The sequence below is a fragment of the Serratia sp. TMDUHS_CL genome (genome assembly GCF_037137105.1).
Taxonomy (GTDB): domain Bacteria; phylum Pseudomonadota; class Gammaproteobacteria; order Enterobacterales; family Enterobacteriaceae; genus Serratia; species Serratia nevei.
Genome location: NZ_JBBBDV010000016.1, coordinates 86,096 through 104,756 on the forward strand (window position 1 = coordinate 86,096; position 18,661 = coordinate 104,756).

Consider the following 18,661-nt stretch of genomic DNA (forward strand, 5'->3'; position numbering starts at 1 on the left):
AATTATCACGCAAAGTAATGAAAGGACGTCGATGCTGTGGCTAAATGTGTTTTTTCTCTGCCCGTGAACCGTACGGACCGTTTATGCCACAAATTCTGCAATTTATTATGGCTCTGGTGGTGATCATCGCCCTGGCGCTGCTGGTCAGCAATAATCGCAAGAAAATCCGCCTGCGCTATATCATCCAGTTGCTGGTGATCGAGGGCGCGCTGGCCTATTTCTTCCTGCACTCCGCCAGCGGGCTCAGCGTGATCAAACACGTCGCCGGCTTCTTCGACACCCTGCTCGCCTACGCCGCCCAAGGATCGGAGTTCGTGTTCGGCGGCATGAGCAAGGATGGCCTGGCGTTCATCTTCCTCGGCGTTTTGTGCCCTATCATCTTTATTTCCGCCCTGATCGGCATTTTGCAGCATTTCCGTATCCTGCCGCTGATCATCCGCCTGGTCGGCACCCTGCTATCCAAGGTCAACGGCATGGGCAAGCTGGAGTCGTTCAACGCCGTCAGCACGCTGGTGCTGGGGCAGTCGGAGAACTTCATCGCCTATAAAGGCATCATCGGCGATATCTCGCCGCGCCGCATGTACACCATGGCCGCGACCGCCATGTCGACGGTATCGCTCTCCATCGTCGGCGCCTACATGTCGATGATCGACGCGCAGTACGTGGTGGCGGCATTGATCCTTAATATGTTCAGCACCTTCATCATTCTGTCGATCATCAACCCGTATCAGGTCGAAGACGAGCCGGAGCTGAAGCTGAACAAACTGCATGAAGATCAGAGCTTCTTCGAAATGTTGGGCGAGTACATTCTGGCCGGCTTCAAGATTGCGATGATCATCGCGGCGATGCTGATCGGCTTTATCGCGCTGATCTCCGCCGTCAATGCGCTGTTCTCCGCGGTGCTCGGCATCAGCTTCCAGCAGATCCTCGGCTATGTGTTCTATCCGCTGGCCTGGCTGATCGGCATCCCGGCGGAGGAGGCCCTGAAGGCGGGCAGCATCATGGCGACCAAGCTGGTGGCCAACGAATTCGTGGCGATGATTGAGCTGAAGAAAATCGCGGCGGAGCTGTCGCCGCGCGGGCTAGGTATTCTGTCGGTGTTCCTGGTGTCGTTCGCCAACTTCGCCTCCATCGGCATCGTCGCCGGCGCCATCAAGGGGCTGAACGAGCAGCAAGGCAACGTAGTTTCCCGTTTTGGCCTGAAGCTGGTTTATGGCTCGACGCTGGTGAGCCTGCTGTCAGCGGCCATCGCCGGCCTGGTGCTGTAATCCCCACTCCCGGCCGCATGGCCGGGAGTTCGCTTTAAAACGCCACGCACACCGGCGCATCCACCCGCATCACCGAATCCTGCGCAAACTGCTGCTTATAGCCGCTGCGCAGCGCCTCGATATTCGCCTCGCTCTCTTTGCCCGGCGCATGGATCAACAGCAGCGCCTTGCTGTTCTCGCGCGCCAGCTTGCCGTCGTGGCCCAGCCACTGCCCTTTGGCATCAAAGACCGTCAACCCGTCTTTAAAACGCGGCGTCACCTGGCTGTCGACGAAGGTTTGCCACTCGGCGGCGGTGATCGCCGGCCCCGCCGGGCGATTCAGGCCGAAGTAGAGCGTTGTTTGCATCATCGGATCGCCGGTGTGGCAAGCCGGAGCGGGTGACACAGCCTGATGGCCTGGTGCCACGCAGCCGCTCAGCAGCAGGGCGGCCACCACGGCGCCGGCGGCCAGTTTCGGGGAGTTTTTCATCTGCAGTCTCGGTTTCTCGGTTGAAGGATTAGCTGCAAAAAGCATAGTCAGCGATGGAAACCAGCGCGAAATTTCTAATGCTTTCATCAACAGCCAGATGTTAAAAAAGGCTGGTTATCGGCAATAAAAACGGAGTTTGGATTAGCTAAATTAATCCGAAACGCCATCAGTGAAAAAAACTCAGTGGCGCGCGCCATCGGCGGCGATTACCCTGCCGGCCATCATTCTGACGCAAGTACGCTGTGAATCCCTTATGTTACTGAGCATCCTTTATATCATCGGCATCACCGCCGAAGCCATGACCGGCGCGCTGGCGGCCGGCCGCCGCCAAATGGACATGTTCGGCGTGATCATCATCGCTTCGGTCACGGCGATCGGCGGCGGGTCGGTGCGCGATATGCTGCTCGGGCATTTTCCATTGGGCTGGGTCAAACACCCGGAATACATCGTCATCGTCGCGATAGCGGCGATCGTCACCACCTGGGTGGCACCCCCTGATGCGCCATCTGCGCCGCCTGTTCCTGGTGCTCGACGCCGTCGGCCTGATCGTCTTCTCCATCATCGGCGCGCAGGTGGCGCTGGATATGGGGCACAGCGCGATTATCGCCGCCATCGCAGCGGTGATCACCGGCGTCTTCGGCGGGGTGCTGCGCGACATGTTCTGCAACCGTATCCCGCTGGTTTTCCAGAAAGAGATCTACGCCGGCATCTCCTTCAGCGCCGCCTGGCTGTATATCGGCCTGCAGCACCTCAGCCTGCCGCACAATCTGGTGGTGATCCTCACGCTGGTCGCCGGCCTGAGCGCGCGCCTGATCGCCCTGCGCTTCCGCCTCGGCCTGCCGGTGTTCAACTACCAGCATCCGGATCACTGATCTCGGGGCGGCAACGCGCCGCCGCCGAGGCCAAAACAGCTGAAATGTTGCCCTTCGACGCGCAAATTCGCTCATTCGCCGCTTTTTCCGCGCAAAGCGGCGGGCAAAATGCGAGCTAACGCTGCACCCGGCGCGTTAGCCGTGTATACTGTGCGGAGAAAATACACATCCGCTGTTATTGGCATATCAACCGTTATCAACGAACATCATCATGGCTCAAGGCACGCTTTATATTGTCTCTGCTCCCAGTGGCGCAGGTAAATCAAGTCTGATTCAGGCTTTGTTAAAGACGCAACCGCTGTACGACACGCAGGTTTCGGTTTCGCACACCACGCGCGACAGCCGCCCGGGTGAAAATCACGGCGAACACTATTTCTTCGTCTCGAAAGACGAATTCCGCCGGATGATCGAGCAGGACGCGTTTCTTGAGCACGCCGAAGTGTTCGGCAACTATTACGGCACCTCGCGCGCCGCCATCGAACAAGTGTTGGCGACCGGCGTAGACGTGTTTCTGGATATCGACTGGCAGGGCGCGCAGCAAATCCGCGCCAAAATGCCGCAGGCGCGCAGCATCTTCATTCTGCCGCCGTCGAAGGAAGAACTGGGCCGCCGCCTGCGCGGGCGCGGGCAGGATTCCGAAGAGGTGATCGCCAAGCGCATGGCTCAGGCCGTGGCGGAAATGACGCATTATGCGGAGTACGATTACCTGATTGTGAACGATGATTTCGATCTGGCGCTGTCCGATCTGAAGACCATCATTCGCGCCGAACGCCTGCGTTTGGGCCGCCAGTTGCTGCGGCATGACGCTTTAATCAGCAAACTATTGGCAGACTGAAGGCAGTTTCAGTATCATGCCCAGTCTTTTCGTCACCTGTGGAGTAGCACAAATATGGCACGCGTAACTGTTCAAGACGCTGTAGAGAAAATTGGTAACCGTTTTGACCTGGTGTTGGTCGCTGCTCGTCGGGCGCGTCAGATCCAGACCGGCGGCAAAGATGCACTGGTTCCGGAAGAGAACGACAAGTACACCGTTATCGCCCTGCGCGAAATCGAAGAAGGCCTGATCACCAGCCAGATCCTCGACGTGCGTGAGCGCCAGGAACAGCAAGAGCAGGAAGCCGCAGAGATTCAAGCGGTTACCGCGATTGCTGAAGGTCGTCGTTAATTAGACTGCGAGTCCGCCTTGTACCTGTTTGAAAGCCTGAATCTGCTGATTCAACGTTACCTGCCCGAGGAGCAGATTAAGCGCCTCAAACAGGCATACCTCGTCGCGCGCGACGCGCACGAGGGCCAGACACGCTCCAGCGGTGAGCCTTACATTACTCACCCGGTCGCCGTGGCCTGCATCCTGGCGGAAATGCGTCTCGATCACGAGACGCTGATGGCGGCATTGCTGCACGACGTCATCGAAGACACCCCAGCCACCTATCAAGATATGGAACAGCTGTTCGGTAAGAGCGTCGCCGAACTGGTTGAGGGCGTCTCCAAGCTCGACAAGCTGAAGTTCCAGGACAAGAAAGAAGCGCAGGCGGAAAACTTCCGCAAGATGATCATGGCGATGGTGCAGGATATCCGCGTCGTGCTGATCAAGCTGGCCGACCGTACGCACAACATGCGCACCCTCGGTTCGCTGCGCCCCGACAAACGCCGACGCATCGCGCGTGAAACCCTGGAAATCTACAGCCCGCTCGCCCACCGTCTGGGTATTCATCACCTGAAGACCGAGCTAGAAGAGCTGGGCTTCGAGGCGCTGTACCCGAACCGTTATCGCGTGATCAAGGAAGTGGTGAAAGCCGCGCGCGGCAACCGCAAAGAGATGATTCAAAAAATCCTCTCCGAGATCGAAGGGCGACTGACCGAAGCTGGCATCGCCTGCCGCGTCAGCGGGCGGGAAAAACACCTCTACTCCATCTACCTCAAGATGCACCTCAAAGAACAGCGTTTCCATTCCATCATGGATATCTACGCGTTCCGGGTGATCGTGAAAGAGGTCGATACCTGCTACCGCGTGCTCGGCCAGGTGCACAGCCTGTACAAACCACGCCCGGGGCGAGTGAAAGATTACATCGCCATTCCCAAGGCCAACGGCTATCAATCGCTGCATACCTCGCTGATCGGCCCGCACGGCGTGCCGGTCGAAGTGCAGATCCGCACCGAAGACATGGATCAGATGGCTGAGATGGGGGTGGCCGCGCACTGGGCTTACAAGGAAAGAGAACAGGGCGAAACCGGCACCACGGCGCAGATCCGCGCCCAGCGCTGGATGCAAAGCCTGCTGGAGCTGCAGCAAAGCGCCGGCAGTTCGTTTGAATTTATCGAGAGCGTCAAATCCGATCTGTTCCCGGATGAGATTTACGTTTTCACCCCGGAAGGCCGCATCGTCGAGCTGCCCGCCGGCGCCACGCCGGTCGATTTCGCCTATGCGGTGCATACCGATATCGGCCATGCCTGCGTCGGCGCGCGCGTCGATCGTCAGCCATACCCGCTGTCGCAGTCGCTGACCAGCGGCCAGACCGTCGAGATCATCACCGCACCGGGCGCACGGCCCAACGCCGCCTGGCTGAACTTCGTAGTCAGCTCGAAAGCGCGCGCCAAAATTCGCCAGATGCTGAAGAATCTCAAGCGCGACGACTCCGTTGGCCTCGGCCGCCGTCTGCTCAACCACGCGTTGGGCGGCAGCCGCAAGCTGGCCGAAATCCCGCAGGAAAACATTCAGCACGAGCTGGACCGCATGAAGCTGGCGACGCTGGACGATCTGCTGGCGGAAATCGGCCTCGGCAACGCCATGAGCGTGGTGGTGGCGAAGAACCTGCAGGGCGATCAGTCCAGCCTGGGCGCTTCCTCCGGCGTGCGTAACCTGGCCATCAAGGGCGCCGACGGGGTGTTGATCACCTTCGCCAAGTGCTGCCGTCCGATTCCGGGCGACCCGATTATCGCTCACGTCAGCCCGGGCAAAGGGCTGGTGATCCACCATGAATCCTGCCGCAATATTCGCGGCTATCAGAAAGAGCCTGAGAAGTTCATGGCGGTCGAGTGGGATAAAGAGACCGAGCAGGAGTTCATCGCCGAGATCAAGGTGGACATGTTCAACCACCAGGGCGCGCTGGCCAACCTGACGGCGGCGATCAACGCAGCCGAGTCCAATATTCAGAGCCTGAACACCGAAGAGAAAGACGGTCGGGTTTATAGCGCCTTTATCCGCTTGACCACCCGCGATCGCATCCATCTGGCAAACATCATGCGTAAAATCCGTATCATGCCGGATGTGATCAAAGTTAACCGCAACCGAAACTAGCGCTTATGAGTCCTGAACGCTATGCGCGGATTTGTGAAATGCTCGCGACCCGGCAGCCGGATTTGACGGTCTGCCTGGAGCAAGTGCACAAGCCGCATAACGTCTCCGCCATTATCCGCACCGCCGACGCCGTCGGCGTGCATCAGGTCCACGCCGTGTGGCCCACCACCCGCATGCGCACCCTGGTTTCCTCCGCCGCCGGCAGCAACAGCTGGGTCAGCGTCAAAACCCATCGCTCCATCGGCGACGCGGTCGGTCACCTGAAAGCGCAGGGCATGCAAATTCTGGCCACCAATCTGTCTGCGCGCGCGGTCGATTTCCGCGAGGTGGATTACACCCGGCCCACCTGCGTGCTGCTCGGCCAGGAAAAAACCGGCATCACCGAAGAAGCGCTGGCGCTGGCCGATCAGGACATCGTCATTCCGATGATCGGCATGGTGCAATCGCTCAACGTCTCCGTGGCCTCGGCACTGATCCTGTATGAAGCGCAGCGCCAGCGGCAGAACGCCGGCCTGTATCGCCGCGACAACAGTATGCTGGATGAAGAAGAGCAGCAGCGTCTGCTGTTCGAAGGCGGCTACCCGGTGCTGGCCAACGTGGCCAAGCGCAAAGGGCTGCCACGCCCGCAGATTGACGAGCAGGGCCAGGTGATCGCCAGCGCCGAATGGTGGGCGGCCATGCAGGCGACGGTGCGCAAATGAAAGGCCGCCTGCTGGATGCTGTCCCACTCACCACGCTTTCCGGGGTTGGCGCCAGCCAGGCGGGCAAACTGGCCAAGCTTGGCCTCGAGACCATTCAGGATCTGCTGCTGCACCTGCCGCTGCGCTACGAAGACCGCACTCGCCTCTACCCGATCAACGATCTGCTGCCGGGCATCTACGCCACGGTAGAAGGGGAAGTGCTGCGCAGCGACATCAGCTTCGGCCGCCGCCGCATGCTGACCTGCCAGATCAGCGACGGTACCGGCATCCTCACCATGCGGTTCTTCAACTTCAACGCCGCGATGAAGAACAGCCTGGCCACCGGCCGCCGCGTGACCGCCTACGGCGAGATCAAACGCGGCAACCACGGCGCGGAGATCATCCATCCGGAATACCGCATTCAGGGCGAAGCCAGCGAAGTCGAGCTGCAGGAGTCGCTGACGCCGGTCTACCCCACCACCGAAGGGGTGCGGCAAGCCACGCTGCGCAAGCTGACCGATCAGGCGCTGGAGCTGCTGGATACCTGCGCCATCGCCGAACTGCTGCCGTCGGAGCTGAGCGGCGGCCTGATGAGCCTGCCGCAGGCGCTGCACACCCTGCATCGCCCGCCGCCGGACATCCAGCTGGCGGATCTGGAGCTGGGCAAACACCCGGCGCAAAAACGCCTGATCCTCGAAGAGCTGCTGGCGCATAACCTCAGCATGCTGGCGGTGCGCGCCGGCGCCCAGAGTTACCAGGCGCAGCCGCTGCTGCCAGACGATCGGCTGAAAAACCGTTTTCTCGCCCAGCTGCCGTTCTCGCCGACCGGCGCGCAAACGCGCGTGGTGGCCGACATCGAAGCCGATATGCAAAAAGACTTCCCGATGATGCGACTGGTGCAGGGCGACGTCGGCTCCGGCAAAACGCTGGTGGCGGCGCTGGCGGCGCTGCGCGCTATCGCGCACGGCAAGCAGGTGGCGCTGATGGCGCCGACCGAGCTGCTGGCCGAGCAGCACGCCAACAATTTCCGCCAGTGGTTCGAACCGCTGGGGCTGGAGGTCGGCTGGCTGGCCGGCAAACAGAAAGGCAAGGCGCGCATCGCGCAGCAGGAGGCCATCGCCAGCGGTCAGGTGTCGATGGTGGTCGGCACCCACGCCATCTTCCAGGAGCAGGTGCAATTTAACGGCCTGGCGCTGGTGATCATCGATGAGCAGCACCGCTTCGGGGTGCATCAGCGGCTGGCGCTGTGGGAGAAAGGCGAAGAACAGGGCTTCCACGCCCATCAGCTGATCATGACCGCCACGCCGATCCCACGCACGCTGGCGATGACCGCCTATGCCGATCTCGATACCTCGGTCATCGACGAGCTGCCGCCGGGCCGCACGCCGGTGACCACCGTCGCCATTCCCGATACCCGCCGCGCCGACATCATTCAACGGGTGAAGAGCGCCTGTCTGGAAGAGGGGCGGCAGGCTTACTGGGTGTGCACGCTGATCGAAGAGTCCGAACTGCTGGAAGCGCAGGCGGCGGAAGCCACCTGGGAAGAATTGAAAACCGCGCTGCCGGAGCTGAAGGTGGCGCTGGTGCACGGCCGCATGAAAGCGCAGGAAAAGCAGGCGGTGATGCAGGCGTTTAAACAGGGCGAGCTGCAGCTGTTGGTCGCCACTACGGTGATCGAAGTCGGCGTCGACGTGCCGAACGCCAGCCTGATGATCATCGAAAACCCGGAGCGGCTGGGCCTGGCGCAGCTGCACCAGCTGCGCGGCCGCGTAGGACGCGGCGCCGTGGCCTCACACTGCGTGCTGCTGTACAAAACGCCGCTGAGCAAGACTGCGCAAACGCGCCTGCAGGTGCTGCGTGACAGCAACGACGGCTTCGTCATCGCGCAGCGCGATCTGGAGATCCGCGGCCCGGGCGAGCTGCTTGGCACCCGCCAGACCGGCAGCGCCGAATTCAAGGTGGCGGACCTGCTGCGCGACCAGGCGATGATCCCCGAAGTGCAGCGCGTCGCTCGCCATCTCCATCAGCACTATCCGGAGCACGCCCAGGCGCTGATAGAACGCTGGCTGCCGGAGAAGGCACGCTACTCCAACGCATAAAAAAGGGCACCGCAGGCGCCCTTTTCATTATGACTCGCGATATCACCCCACCGCCGGGAACACCGGCAGCAGCAGATACAGCTTGATGACGATGGCATTGGCGATATCGATAAAGAACGCCCCCACCATCGGTACTACCAAAAACGCCACGTGCGACGGACCGAAGCGATCGGTGATCGCCTGCATGTTGGCGATCGCCGTCGGCGTGGCGCCCATGCCGAAGCCGCAGTGGCCGGCAGCCAGCACCGCCGCGTCGTAGTTTTTACCCATCACCCGGTAGGTAACGAAGATCGCGTACAGCGCCATGACCAGCGTCTGCACCGCCAGGATCGCCAGCATCGGCAGCGCCAGCGAGGCCAGCTCCCACAGGCGCAGGCTCATCAGTGCCATCGCCAGGAACAGCGACAGGCTGACGTTGCCCAGCACCGATACCGCCCGCTCGAACACGGTATAAAAACCGGTGAAGGCCAGCGTGTTGCTGAGGATCACCCCGACGAACAGCACGCAAACGAAGTTCGGCAGTTCAAACACCGTGCCGCTCAGCAGGCCGGCAATCAGCTGCCCCAGGCTTAGACAGATGGCGATCATGGCGATGGTTTCGATCATCACCAGCGAAGTGATCAGGCGGCCGCTTTCCGGCTTCTCGAAGCCGCTCGGCTGCACGCTGTCTTCCGGGGTGCCTTCCGGCGTGGAAGAGTGCTTGACCAGATAGCGCGCCACCGGGCCGCCGATCAGGCCGCCCAGCACCAGCCCGAAGGTGGCGCAGGCCATGGCGACTTCCGTCGCGTTTTCAAAACCGTAGCGCTCGATGAACAGCTTGCTCCAGGCCGCCCCGGTACCATGCCCGCCCGACAGGGTGATCGACCCGGCGATCAGGCCCATCAGCGGATCCAGCCCCAGCATTTTCGCCATGCCGATACCGATGGCGTTCTGCACGATAAGCAACCCCAGCACCACGAACAGGAACACCACCAGCACCTTGCCGCCGGCGCGCAAACGCGCCAGGTTGGCGTTCAGGCCGATGGTGGCGAAGAAGGCCAGCATCAGCGGGTCCTTCAGCGACATGTCAAAACTGATTTCCCAGTTGACGAGCTTTTTCAGGGCTAACAGCAGGAGAGCCACCAGCAAACCGCCGGCGACGGGAGCAGGAATGGTATATTTTCGCAGCAGAGGAATGGTTCTGACGCACTTGCCCCCGAGGAGCAAAACCAGCGTCGCCGCGACTAACGTGCCATAAGTATCAAGATGAAACATCCAGGTACTCCATGTAAGGGAAAAGATCCAAATAAAAATAATAAGTTATAGAAAACCACTTAGTTTTTAAACTTGATGAGTGCAGGATTAAAAGTAAAAAACGCTGAGATGACAAGAAAAAATGAATGAAAATGCGACATAAGCGAGAAAGTCGGCAACATAATATTTACGCGCAACCGTTTGCTTTTGCGGGGCGGAGCATTAAAATGCCTGCTTTGCCGTATCTGGAAACGCCACACCATGAGCATGTCATCCTCCGAGCTTGATGCCGCGCGCCAAGCCGCCTCAGAACCCCGCGCCAGTGAACTGATTTATCGCCTGGAAGATCGCCCGCCGCTGCCGCAAACGCTGTTTGCCGCCGGCCAGCATCTGCTGGCGATGTTCGTCGCGGTGATCACTCCGGCCCTGCTGATCTGCCAGGCGCTGGGCCTGCCGGCACAGGATACCCAGCACATCATCAGCATGTCGCTGTTCGCCTCCGGTCTGGCTTCCATTCTGCAAATCAAAACCTGGGGGCCGGTGGGTTCCGGGCTGCTGTCGATTCAGGGCACCAGCTTCAACTTCGTTTCGCCGCTGATCATGGGCGGTCTGGCGCTGAAAAACGGCGGCGCCGACGTGCCGACCATGATGGCCGCGCTGTTCGGCACCCTGATGGTCGCTTCCTGCACCGAAATTTTGCTGTCGCGCGTGCTGCATCTGGCGCGCCGCATCATCACCCCGCTGGTTTCCGGCATCGTGGTGATGATCATCGGCCTGTCGCTGATTCAGGTCGGCCTGACCTCGATCGGCGGCGGCTACGCCGCGATGAACGATCACAGCTTCGGCTCGCCGAAAAACCTGCTGCTGGCCGGCGCGGTGCTGGCGGTGATCATCCTGCTGAACCGCCAGCGCAACCCTTATCTGCGCGTGGCTTCGCTGGTGATCGCCATGGCGGTCGGCTATCTGTTGGCCTGGGCGATGGACATGCTGCCCGCCGACGCACCGGCGGCCCCCACGGCGGCGATCACCATCCCCACGCCGCTCTATTACGGCCTGGGCTTCGACTGGAACCTGCTGCTGCCGCTGATGCTGATCTTTATGGTCACCTCGCTGGAAACCATCGGTGACATCACCGCCACCTCCGACGTCTCCGAACAGCCGGTCAGCGGGCCGCTGTACATGAAGCGCCTGAAGGGCGGCGTGCTGGCCAACGGCCTGAACTCGATGCTGTCGGCGGTGTTCAACACCTTCCCCAACTCCTGCTTCGGCCAGAATAACGGCGTGATCCAGCTGACCGGCGTCGCCAGCCGCTACGTCGGCTTCGTGGTGGCGCTGATGCTGATCGCGCTGGGGCTGTTCCCGGCGGTGGCCGGCTTCGTACAGCACATTCCCGAGCCGGTCCTGGGCGGCGCGACCATCGTGATGTTCGGCACCATCGCCGCCTCCGGCGTGCGCATCGTGTCGCGCGAGCGTCTGAACCGTCGCGCCATCATGATCATGGCGCTGTCGCTGGCCGTCGGCATGGGCGTCTCCCAGCAGCCGCTGATCCTGCAGTTCGCGCCGGACTGGCTGAAAACCCTGCTCTCTTCCGGCATCGCCGCCGGCGGTATTACCGCCATCGTGCTGAACCTGGTGTTCCCGCAGGAACACGAGAAAAAGTAACCCGTCCATTGATGTTCAAACGGCCGCTTGCGGCCGTTTTTTATTGTCTATCAGACCATTGCCCTTGAGATGCCCGGCCAATTGCGGCATAAACAGGGTATCTTTTTTGACCGATGCGGATGTAGACGATGAAATTTATCGGAAAGCTGTTGCTGACGTTGCTGCTGCTGATCGTGTTGGCGGTGGTGGTACTGTACCTGGTCGGGCAAACTCACTGGGCAGCAGGCCGCCTGAGCGCCTGGATCAGCGACAACAGCGAATACCGCCTGTCGATAGGAAAAATCACCCATTCGTGGAGCCAGCCGGACCAGATCGCTCTGGAAGACGTGCAGCTGGCGCGCAACGGCCAGCCGCAGGCGCTGGTCGCCAAACGCGTCGATCTCGGCCTCAGCCTGCGCCAAATCACCGAACCGCGCTATTTCCACAGCGTTACGCTGCGCGACGGCACGCTGAACGTGCAGCCGCAGGCGGCGGCGCTGCCTGTACAGGCCGACGTGCTGCAGCTGAGCAACATGGCGTTGCAGTCCAACGATAGCGAGTGGCAGCTCAACGCGCAGCAGGTCACTGCCGGCATCACGCCGTGGCGCCCGCTGGCCGGCCATCTGCTGGGGGACAACAACCAGTTCCAGTTCAGCGCCGGTTCGATGACGCTGAACGGCATACCCGCCTCGAAGGTGTTGGTGCAGGGGGAGCAAAAACAGGGCCAGCTGCTGTTGAACAACTTCGGTGCCAATCTGGCGCAGGGCGATCTGACCGGCGTGGCCAGCCGCGCGGCCGACGGCAGTTGGCAGGTGGATCGCCTGCGGCTGAGCGGCGTGCGCATGCAGACCCCGCTGACGCTGGCGGAATTCATGCAGCGCTTTACCACGCTGCCGCCGGTCACCCTCAAGCGTTTCGATCTGATCGACGCGCGCCTGGAAGGCAAGGCATGGGCGTTTAACGATCTCGATCTGTCGCTGCAAAACGTCAGTATCGAAAAAGGCGACTGGCGCAGCGAAGACGGCTCGCTCAACGTCAACGCCGGCGACGTGATCAACGGCAGTTTCCACCTGATCGATCCGATCGCCACCCTGCGGCTCTCTTCCGCCGGCATCGCCATTCAGCAATTCACCACCCGCTGGGAAGGCGGGCTGCTGCGCACCTCCGGCAACTGGCTGCGCGCCGGCAAACGCCTGCAGCTGGATGAAGTGGCCATGGCGGCGCTGGAGTACACCCTGCCGATCGACTGGCGCGAGCTGTGGCTGAAACCGCTGCCGGACTGGCTGGCGGAGGTGTACGTCACTAAACTGACCACCAACCGCAATCTGATCATCGATATCAACCCGGCATTCCCGTTCCAGATCACCGCGCTGGACGGCTACGGCAGCAACCTGCTGCTGGCGCGCGATCGCCAATGGGGCATCTGGTCCGGCTCGCTGAACCTGAACGGCAGCGAAGCGACCTTCAACAAGATAGACGTGCGGCGCCCTTCGCTGGCGCTGAACGCCGACGCCAATCAGATCGCCGTCACCGAGCTCAGCGCCTTTATGCCTAATGGGTTGCTTGAGGCCAAAGCGACCGTCGATCAGCTGCCGGGCAAGCCGTTCCAGCTGACGCTGCACGGCCGATCGGTACCGATCAACACTTTGCAGCAATGGGGATGGCAGCCGGTGCCGCTGACGGGCGACGGCAACCTTGAGCTGCAGTTGAAAGGGCTGCTGAACAGCGACGGGCCGTTCAAAGCCTCGTTGAAGGGCAATCTGCAGGCCACCACCGGCGACGGCCAAGCGGTGAACCAACAACTGCCGTAATGCACTGCGCGGCCCGCCCTCAGGGCAGGGCCGCCGCCTTATTCTTCCAGCGCTTCAGAACCGCCCTGATCCAACGGCACATCCGGCTCGGCCGGCAACACCATGTAGGTGCCTTCGAACACCGCGCCTTTATCCTCGTCGCCGAACAGATGTACTTCGGCGTGTACGCGCGCGCGGCGGCCGCGCGCCAGACGCGCCAAATCGCCGCTCAGCGAGCCGAGATCCGCCACCGCCCGCGGCCTGCCGGTGATCGGTTTGCTGTAGCGAATGTGCGCGTCCGCCAGAATGATGGTGCCGCCGAGATGGCGCTCGCGCAGCAGCAGCCAAATCAGCCCCCAGGCGGTCAGCGTCGCCAGCGAGAACAGGCTGCCGGCGAACAGCGTATGGTGTGGATTCTGGTTGCCGATCTCCGGCATGGTGGTGACGAAGCGCTGGCCGGTGTATTGGCTGATGCGCACGCCCATCTTTTCGCTCAGCGGGATATGTTCATACCAGGCCTGCTGCAGTTGGCCGCACCAGTCGGGGCGATGCAGGATATCGTCCAGCGTCGCTACCGGTTTGATCATCAAAAAGTGGCGGATCGGGGTGGTCTGCGGCGCAGTGATCTCCCCCTGATTGACGAACCCCAGCTTGGCGAAGAAGTCCACCGCGTCCTCACGGGCGCTACACACCACCCGCTTCACGCCCTCCTGCCGCGCAACGGACTCCAGCGTCATCGCCACCAGCGTCCCCAGCCCTTTATCCTGCAGCGTCGGGTCTACCGCCAGAAAACGGATCGCCGCCTCGTTGTCGGCATTGATGTACAGCCGCCCGATGGCGACGATTTTACCGGCCTCGTCCACCACCATTTGGTGATGGGCCATGGCGTCATAGGCATCCTTTTCCGAACCCACCGGCTGGTGCAGCGGCTTGCGCAGCATTTCCCAGCGAAACTGGTAATACTCCTTCAGTTCTTGCTCTGTTACGGGTACTCGTAGGTGATACATAGACGCCTGTTCTCCGAATGCTTAGACCTGTAGCCAGAATGTCACCGGACCATCGTTGACCAGCGCCACCTGCATGTCGGCGGCGAACTCGCCGGTCTGGGTCTCTACGCCGCGTTCGCGGCACTGGCCAACAAAATATTGATACAACCGATCGGCTTCCTGCGGCGCAGCACCGCGCGAGAAGCTGGGCCGCATGCCCTTTTGGGTGTCCGCCGCCAGGGTGAACTGCGAAACGACCAGCACGCTGCCCCCGGCCTGCTGGACGTTGAGATTCATCTTGTCGTTCTCGTCGCCGAAAATGCGGTATCCCAACACGCGTTCGCACAGGCGCTGCGCTTTTTGCTCGTTATCGCCCTGCTCCACGCCCAATAACACTAACAAACCGGGGCCAATCTTGCCTACCGTCTCGCCACCCACCGTGACGCTGGCGTTTAACACCCGTTGAATCAACGCAATCATTCCTGCTGCCCTTCTGGTTTCTGTTCCTGTTGCTCCGCCTTCTGCCGGCGGTAGTCGCGGTATTCGCCGATGGTCACGGTGATTTCCGCGCCGAGTAACACGATACACCAGCTCCAGTAGACCCACAGGAATAAAATCGGGATCACCGCCAGCACGCCGTAAATCAGCTGATAGGAGGGGAACATGGTGACGTACAGCGCGAATCCCTTCTTGCCCAGCTCGAACAGCAATCCGGCCACCACCGCGCCAATCAGCGCGTCTTTGGGCGGCACCCGCACCGTCGGCACGATGCAATACAGCAGCCAGAAGGAGATGCACGACAAAATCAGCGGGAAGATGCGCAGCACCTGATCCACCAAACCGTTGACGCCGGTCTGTGCCAGCCAGTTGAGCGACAGCAGGTAGGAGCTGATGGCCATGCTGGCACCCACCAGCAGCGGCCCCAGCGTCAGCACCATCCAGTACACGGCGAAGGAGAAGACGATCGGCCGCTTGTTCTTGCTGCGCCAGATGGTGTTCAGCACGCTGTCCACCGAGGAGATCAGCAGTAGCGCGGTGACGATCAGCCCGCAGGTGCCGACGGCGGTCATCTTGTTGGAGTTGGCGACGAACTGTTCCAGGTAGTTCTGTATGACGTTGCCGGCGGCCGGCACGAAATTGGAAAAGATGAAGCTCTTCAGCTGTTCGCTGATGTCGGAAAACATCGGGAAAGCGGCGAACAGCGCGAACACCACGGTGACCAGCGGCACCAGCGACAGCAGGGAAACATAGGCGAGATGGCCCGCCAACATCGTCAGGCCATCGTGATCGATACGCTGGTACAGCAACCGTCCGAAGGTGACGCCGGGCTTAATCGCAGAGGGCAGCTTCTTGCGGCGGAAAAACGACATGGTCACTCCTTGATGTCAGTTGATACGCCTTAAGCTTAACGCGCCCTGCGCTCATTGGGCAAAATAGGCCGGCACCACGTCGCGATCGGTGACGTGCACCGTCTTGATCCCCAGCGCCTGCGCGGCGAGGACGTTCGCCGGGTGATCGTCGAAGAACACCGCGTCGGCGGCGGCGGTGTTTTCCGCAGCCAGCACATGTTGATAGATATCGGCCTCCGGCTTACGCATGCCGAGATCTTGCGACAGATAAAGATGATCGGCGGCGGCGGCCACTTCAGGATAGTGCTGCGGCCAGTAGTTGCAGTGCAGACGGTTGGTGTTCGACAGCACCACCACCCGGTGACCCTCGTTGCGCAGGCGCTGCATGATGTCGATTACTTCCGGGCGCAGCGCGACAAATACCGCCTGCCAGCCGGTGGCGAATTGCTCGAAGCTGAGCGCGATGCCCATTTCATCGCACAGCTTGCCGGCGAAGTCTTCGTCGCTGATTTCACCGCGTTCATGTTGCTGGAATACCTCACCCATGGTGAAACGATCGGACAGCACCGCCAACGGCGTGCCGCTCAAATTGCTCCACACGCCCAGCACACGCTTGAAATCGATATCGACGATCACATTACCTAAATCAAAGATATACAGCATAGTCCTCTCCTGATGGGCCGGTGAGATTTCACTGTAGCGGGAAAAGGAACAGCTGAACAGGGAGCGAACGGAAAAGCGCATAGCGCGCCGCACAAACGGGGAACAACAGAGGAAAAAACTCAGGGCGCGAGAACCGCGCCCTAAGCATGAGACACTCAATCAGCGATTAAGCGTCTTTAGGACCGCGGCTGGCACGCTTACGATCGTTTTCCGTCAGGTGACGCTTACGGATACGGATCGAGGTTGGCGTCACTTCTACCAGTTCGTCGTCATCGATGAACTCCAGAGCTTGCTCCAGGGTCATTTTGATGGCCGGAACCAGGGTAGTCGCTTCGTCAGTACCGGAAGCACGCATGTTGGTCAGCTTCTTACCGGTCAGGCAGTTTACGGTCAGGTCGTTAGAGCGTGAGTGAATACCGATGATCTGGCCTTCATACACTTCTGCACCGTGGCCCAGGAACAGCTTGCCGCGATCCTGCAGGCCGAACAGCGCGAACGCTACCGCTTTGCCCTGGCCGTTGGAGATCAGCACGCCGTTCTGACGCTGGCCCACTTCGCCCGGACGCACGTCGTCGTAGTGGCTGAAGGTGGAGTACAGCAGGCCGGTACCCGAAGTCATGGTCATGAATTCGTTACGGAAGCCGATCAGACCGCGGCTTGGGATCACGTAGTCGAGACGCACGCGGCCCTTACCGTCCGGATCCATGTTTTTCAGGTCGGCTTTACGCTCACCCATCGCCTGCATCACGGAACCCTGATGCTGCTCTTCGATATCCAGCGTTACGTTCTCGAATGGCTCCTGCTTGCGGCCATCGATTTCACGGAAGATAACTTTCGGACGGGAAACCGCCAGCTCGAAACCTTCGCGACGCATGTTTTCGATCAGCACCGACAGGTGCAGTTCGCCACGGCCGGATACGCGGAAGGCGTCCGCATCGTCGGTTTCTTCAACGCGCAGCGCTACGTTGTGTACCAGCTCTTTATTCAGACGGTCAAGGATCTGACGCGACGTTACGTACTTACCTTCTTTACCGCAGAACGGCGAGGTGTTGACGTTGAAGAACATGGTTACGGTCGGCTCGTCGACGGACAGCGCCGGCAGCGCTTCTACGGCATTGGTGTCGCAGATGGTGTCGGAGATGTTCAGCTCGCCCAGGCCGGTGATGGCGATGATGTCGCCCGCTTCCGCCAGGGTGCTGTCGATACGCTCCAGACCCAGGTGACCCAGCACTTTGCCCACTTTACCGTTGCGAGTTTTACCTTCGCTGTCGATGATGGTGACCTGCTGGTTCGGCTTCACTTTACCGCGCTTGATGCGGCCGATGCCGATAACGCCCAGGTAGTTGTTGTAGTCCAACTGGGAGATCTGCATCTGGAATGGCGCTTCCAGCTCAACCTGCGGCGCAGACACGTGGTCGACGATCGCCTGATACAGCGGGGTCATGTCTTCCGCCATGTCGGTGTGGTCGACGCCGGCGATGCCGTTCAGCGCAGAAGCGTAGATGATCGGGAAGTCGAGCTGCTCGTCGGTCGCGTCGAGGTTCACGAACAGGTCGAACACCTGATCCACAACCCAGTCAGGGCGCGCGCCAGGACGGTCAACCTTGTTGATGACCACGATCGGCTTCAGACCGTTGGCGAAGGCCTTCTTGGTCACGAAGCGGGTTTGCGGCATAGGGCCATCCATTGCATCCACAACCAGCAGCACCGAGTCAACCATCGACATCACGCGCTCTACCTCGCCGCCGAAGTCGGCGTGTCCTGGGGTATCCACGATGTTGATACGGTAACCGTTCCAATTAATGGCGGTGTTTTTTGCGAGGATGGTAATCCCACGCTCTTTCTCCAAATCGTTGGAGTCCATTACGCGTTCGGTCGCTTCCGCACGCTCTCCGAAAGTACCGGATTGTTGCAGCAGCTTATCAACCAGGGTGGTTTTACCATGGTCAACGTGGGCAATAATGGCGATGTTACGCAAATTTTCGATCACAGCTTTGCCTCGGGCATTAGAAATAGCGCGCTATTGTACACGTATTAAGCGAGGGACTAAACAAGATCACAACCATCTCTTATAAACAACCGCGTACCGGTCAGTTTGTGATCCCTTTCACGGTGCAAAAAGCCGCAATCGTTGCACTTTTGCACCATTTCGGTGCCCGCGCCCACCCTTATTGCACCATAACAGTGCAATTTATCGTTGATGGTGCATACTGTGGCTGGGTAAAACCCGCGCAGAGAGGCGATAAAAGCCTTTTCTAAAAGTTGGCACGCTTTTCGCTTTAGTCTTTTCAAGGCGAAAAAAAGCCAGTTCCACAG

The 18,661-nt window shown here is 60.4% G+C and carries 15 protein-coding genes and 1 pseudogene; 9 read left to right on the forward strand and 7 right to left on the reverse strand.

Annotation, left to right across the window (positions count from 1 at the left end):
* Positions 1-83 precede the first annotated feature (83 nt).
* Positions 84-1,268 (forward strand): NupC/NupG family nucleoside CNT transporter, encoded by a 1,185-nt coding sequence (locus WCL58_RS22860; protein ID WP_004931212.1) that lies wholly within the window; start codon positions 84-86, stop codon positions 1,266-1,268.
* A gap of 34 nt (positions 1,269-1,302) precedes the next feature.
* On the opposite strand, the gene WCL58_RS22865 is transcribed toward WCL58_RS22860, so the two are convergent.
* Positions 1,303-1,737, reverse strand: a complete 435-nt coding sequence (locus WCL58_RS22865; protein WP_055317175.1) for a DUF3574 domain-containing protein — start codon at positions 1,735-1,737, stop codon at positions 1,303-1,305.
* Positions 1,738-1,990: 253 nt separating this feature from the next.
* On the opposite strand from WCL58_RS22865, the pseudogene WCL58_RS22870 reads away from it, so the two are divergent.
* The 6 genes and pseudogenes from WCL58_RS22870 (at position 1,991) to recG (ending at position 8,683) form a co-directional block, all read left to right on the forward strand.
* Positions 1,991-2,609 (forward strand): annotated as a pseudogene (locus WCL58_RS22870) (trimeric intracellular cation channel family protein).
* Between the two features lie 211 nt (positions 2,610-2,820).
* Entirely contained in the window at positions 2,821-3,444 is a 624-nt protein-coding gene (gmk, locus tag WCL58_RS22875; protein WP_004931218.1) for a guanylate kinase, read from the forward strand.
* Positions 3,445-3,498: 54 nt separating this feature from the next.
* A complete protein-coding gene (gene rpoZ / locus WCL58_RS22880) occupies positions 3,499-3,774 on the forward strand; it encodes a DNA-directed RNA polymerase subunit omega (RefSeq protein WP_004931221.1) in 276 nt (91 codons plus the stop codon).
* An 18-nt stretch (positions 3,775-3,792) separates the two neighbouring features.
* Positions 3,793-5,904, forward strand: a complete 2,112-nt coding sequence (spoT, locus tag WCL58_RS22885) for a bifunctional GTP diphosphokinase/guanosine-3',5'-bis pyrophosphate 3'-pyrophosphohydrolase (RefSeq protein ID WP_019452189.1) — start codon at positions 3,793-3,795, stop codon at positions 5,902-5,904.
* Positions 5,905-5,909: 5 nt separating this feature from the next.
* Entirely contained in the window at positions 5,910-6,605 is a 696-nt protein-coding gene (trmH, locus tag WCL58_RS22890; protein WP_060425007.1) for a tRNA (guanosine(18)-2'-O)-methyltransferase TrmH, read from the forward strand.
* Positions 6,602-8,683, forward strand: coding sequence for an ATP-dependent DNA helicase RecG (recG, locus tag WCL58_RS22895; protein ID WP_060441442.1), 2,082 nt, complete (start codon positions 6,602-6,604; stop codon positions 8,681-8,683). Before trmH ends, recG begins: the two co-directional genes overlap by 4 nt.
* Before the next feature lie 42 nt (positions 8,684-8,725).
* On the opposite strand, the gene gltS is transcribed toward recG, so the two are convergent.
* Entirely contained in the window at positions 8,726-9,937 is a 1,212-nt protein-coding gene (gltS, locus tag WCL58_RS22900; protein WP_038872558.1) for a sodium/glutamate symporter, read from the reverse strand.
* A gap of 240 nt (positions 9,938-10,177) precedes the next feature.
* Here gltS and WCL58_RS22905 point away from each other — a divergent pair, with 240 nt between their 5' ends.
* Both WCL58_RS22905 and WCL58_RS22910 read left to right on the forward strand, forming a co-directional pair.
* Complete coding sequence (locus WCL58_RS22905; RefSeq protein ID WP_019452186.1) at positions 10,178-11,578, forward strand: nucleobase:cation symporter-2 family protein; 1,401 nt, start codon at positions 10,178-10,180, stop codon at positions 11,576-11,578.
* 128 nt (positions 11,579-11,706) lie between these two features.
* Complete coding sequence (locus tag WCL58_RS22910) at positions 11,707-13,368, forward strand: AsmA family protein (RefSeq protein ID WP_336851634.1); 1,662 nt, start codon at positions 11,707-11,709, stop codon at positions 13,366-13,368.
* Positions 13,369-13,406: 38 nt separating this feature from the next.
* Here WCL58_RS22910 and fabY read toward each other — a convergent pair whose 3' ends face one another.
* From fabY to typA, 5 genes are all read right to left on the reverse strand, one after another.
* Positions 13,407-14,354, reverse strand: a complete 948-nt coding sequence (fabY, locus tag WCL58_RS22915) for a fatty acid biosynthesis protein FabY (protein ID WP_004931235.1) — start codon at positions 14,352-14,354, stop codon at positions 13,407-13,409.
* A 21-nt stretch (positions 14,355-14,375) separates the two neighbouring features.
* Positions 14,376-14,813, reverse strand: coding sequence for a D-aminoacyl-tRNA deacylase (gene dtd / locus WCL58_RS22920; protein ID WP_025304712.1), 438 nt, complete (start codon positions 14,811-14,813; stop codon positions 14,376-14,378).
* Positions 14,810-15,703: a virulence factor BrkB family protein gene (locus tag WCL58_RS22925; protein WP_049201866.1), complete on the reverse strand. Its 894-nt coding sequence runs from the start codon at positions 15,701-15,703 to the stop codon at positions 14,810-14,812. Before WCL58_RS22925 ends, dtd begins: the two co-directional genes overlap by 4 nt.
* 51 nt (positions 15,704-15,754) lie before the next feature.
* A complete protein-coding gene (yihX, locus tag WCL58_RS22930; RefSeq protein WP_060425015.1) occupies positions 15,755-16,345 on the reverse strand; it encodes a glucose-1-phosphatase in 591 nt (196 codons plus the stop codon).
* A gap of 166 nt (positions 16,346-16,511) precedes the next feature.
* Entirely contained in the window at positions 16,512-18,335 is a 1,824-nt protein-coding gene (gene typA / locus WCL58_RS22935) for a ribosome-dependent GTPase TypA (RefSeq protein ID WP_004931243.1), read from the reverse strand.
* Positions 18,336-18,661 lie beyond the last annotated feature (326 nt).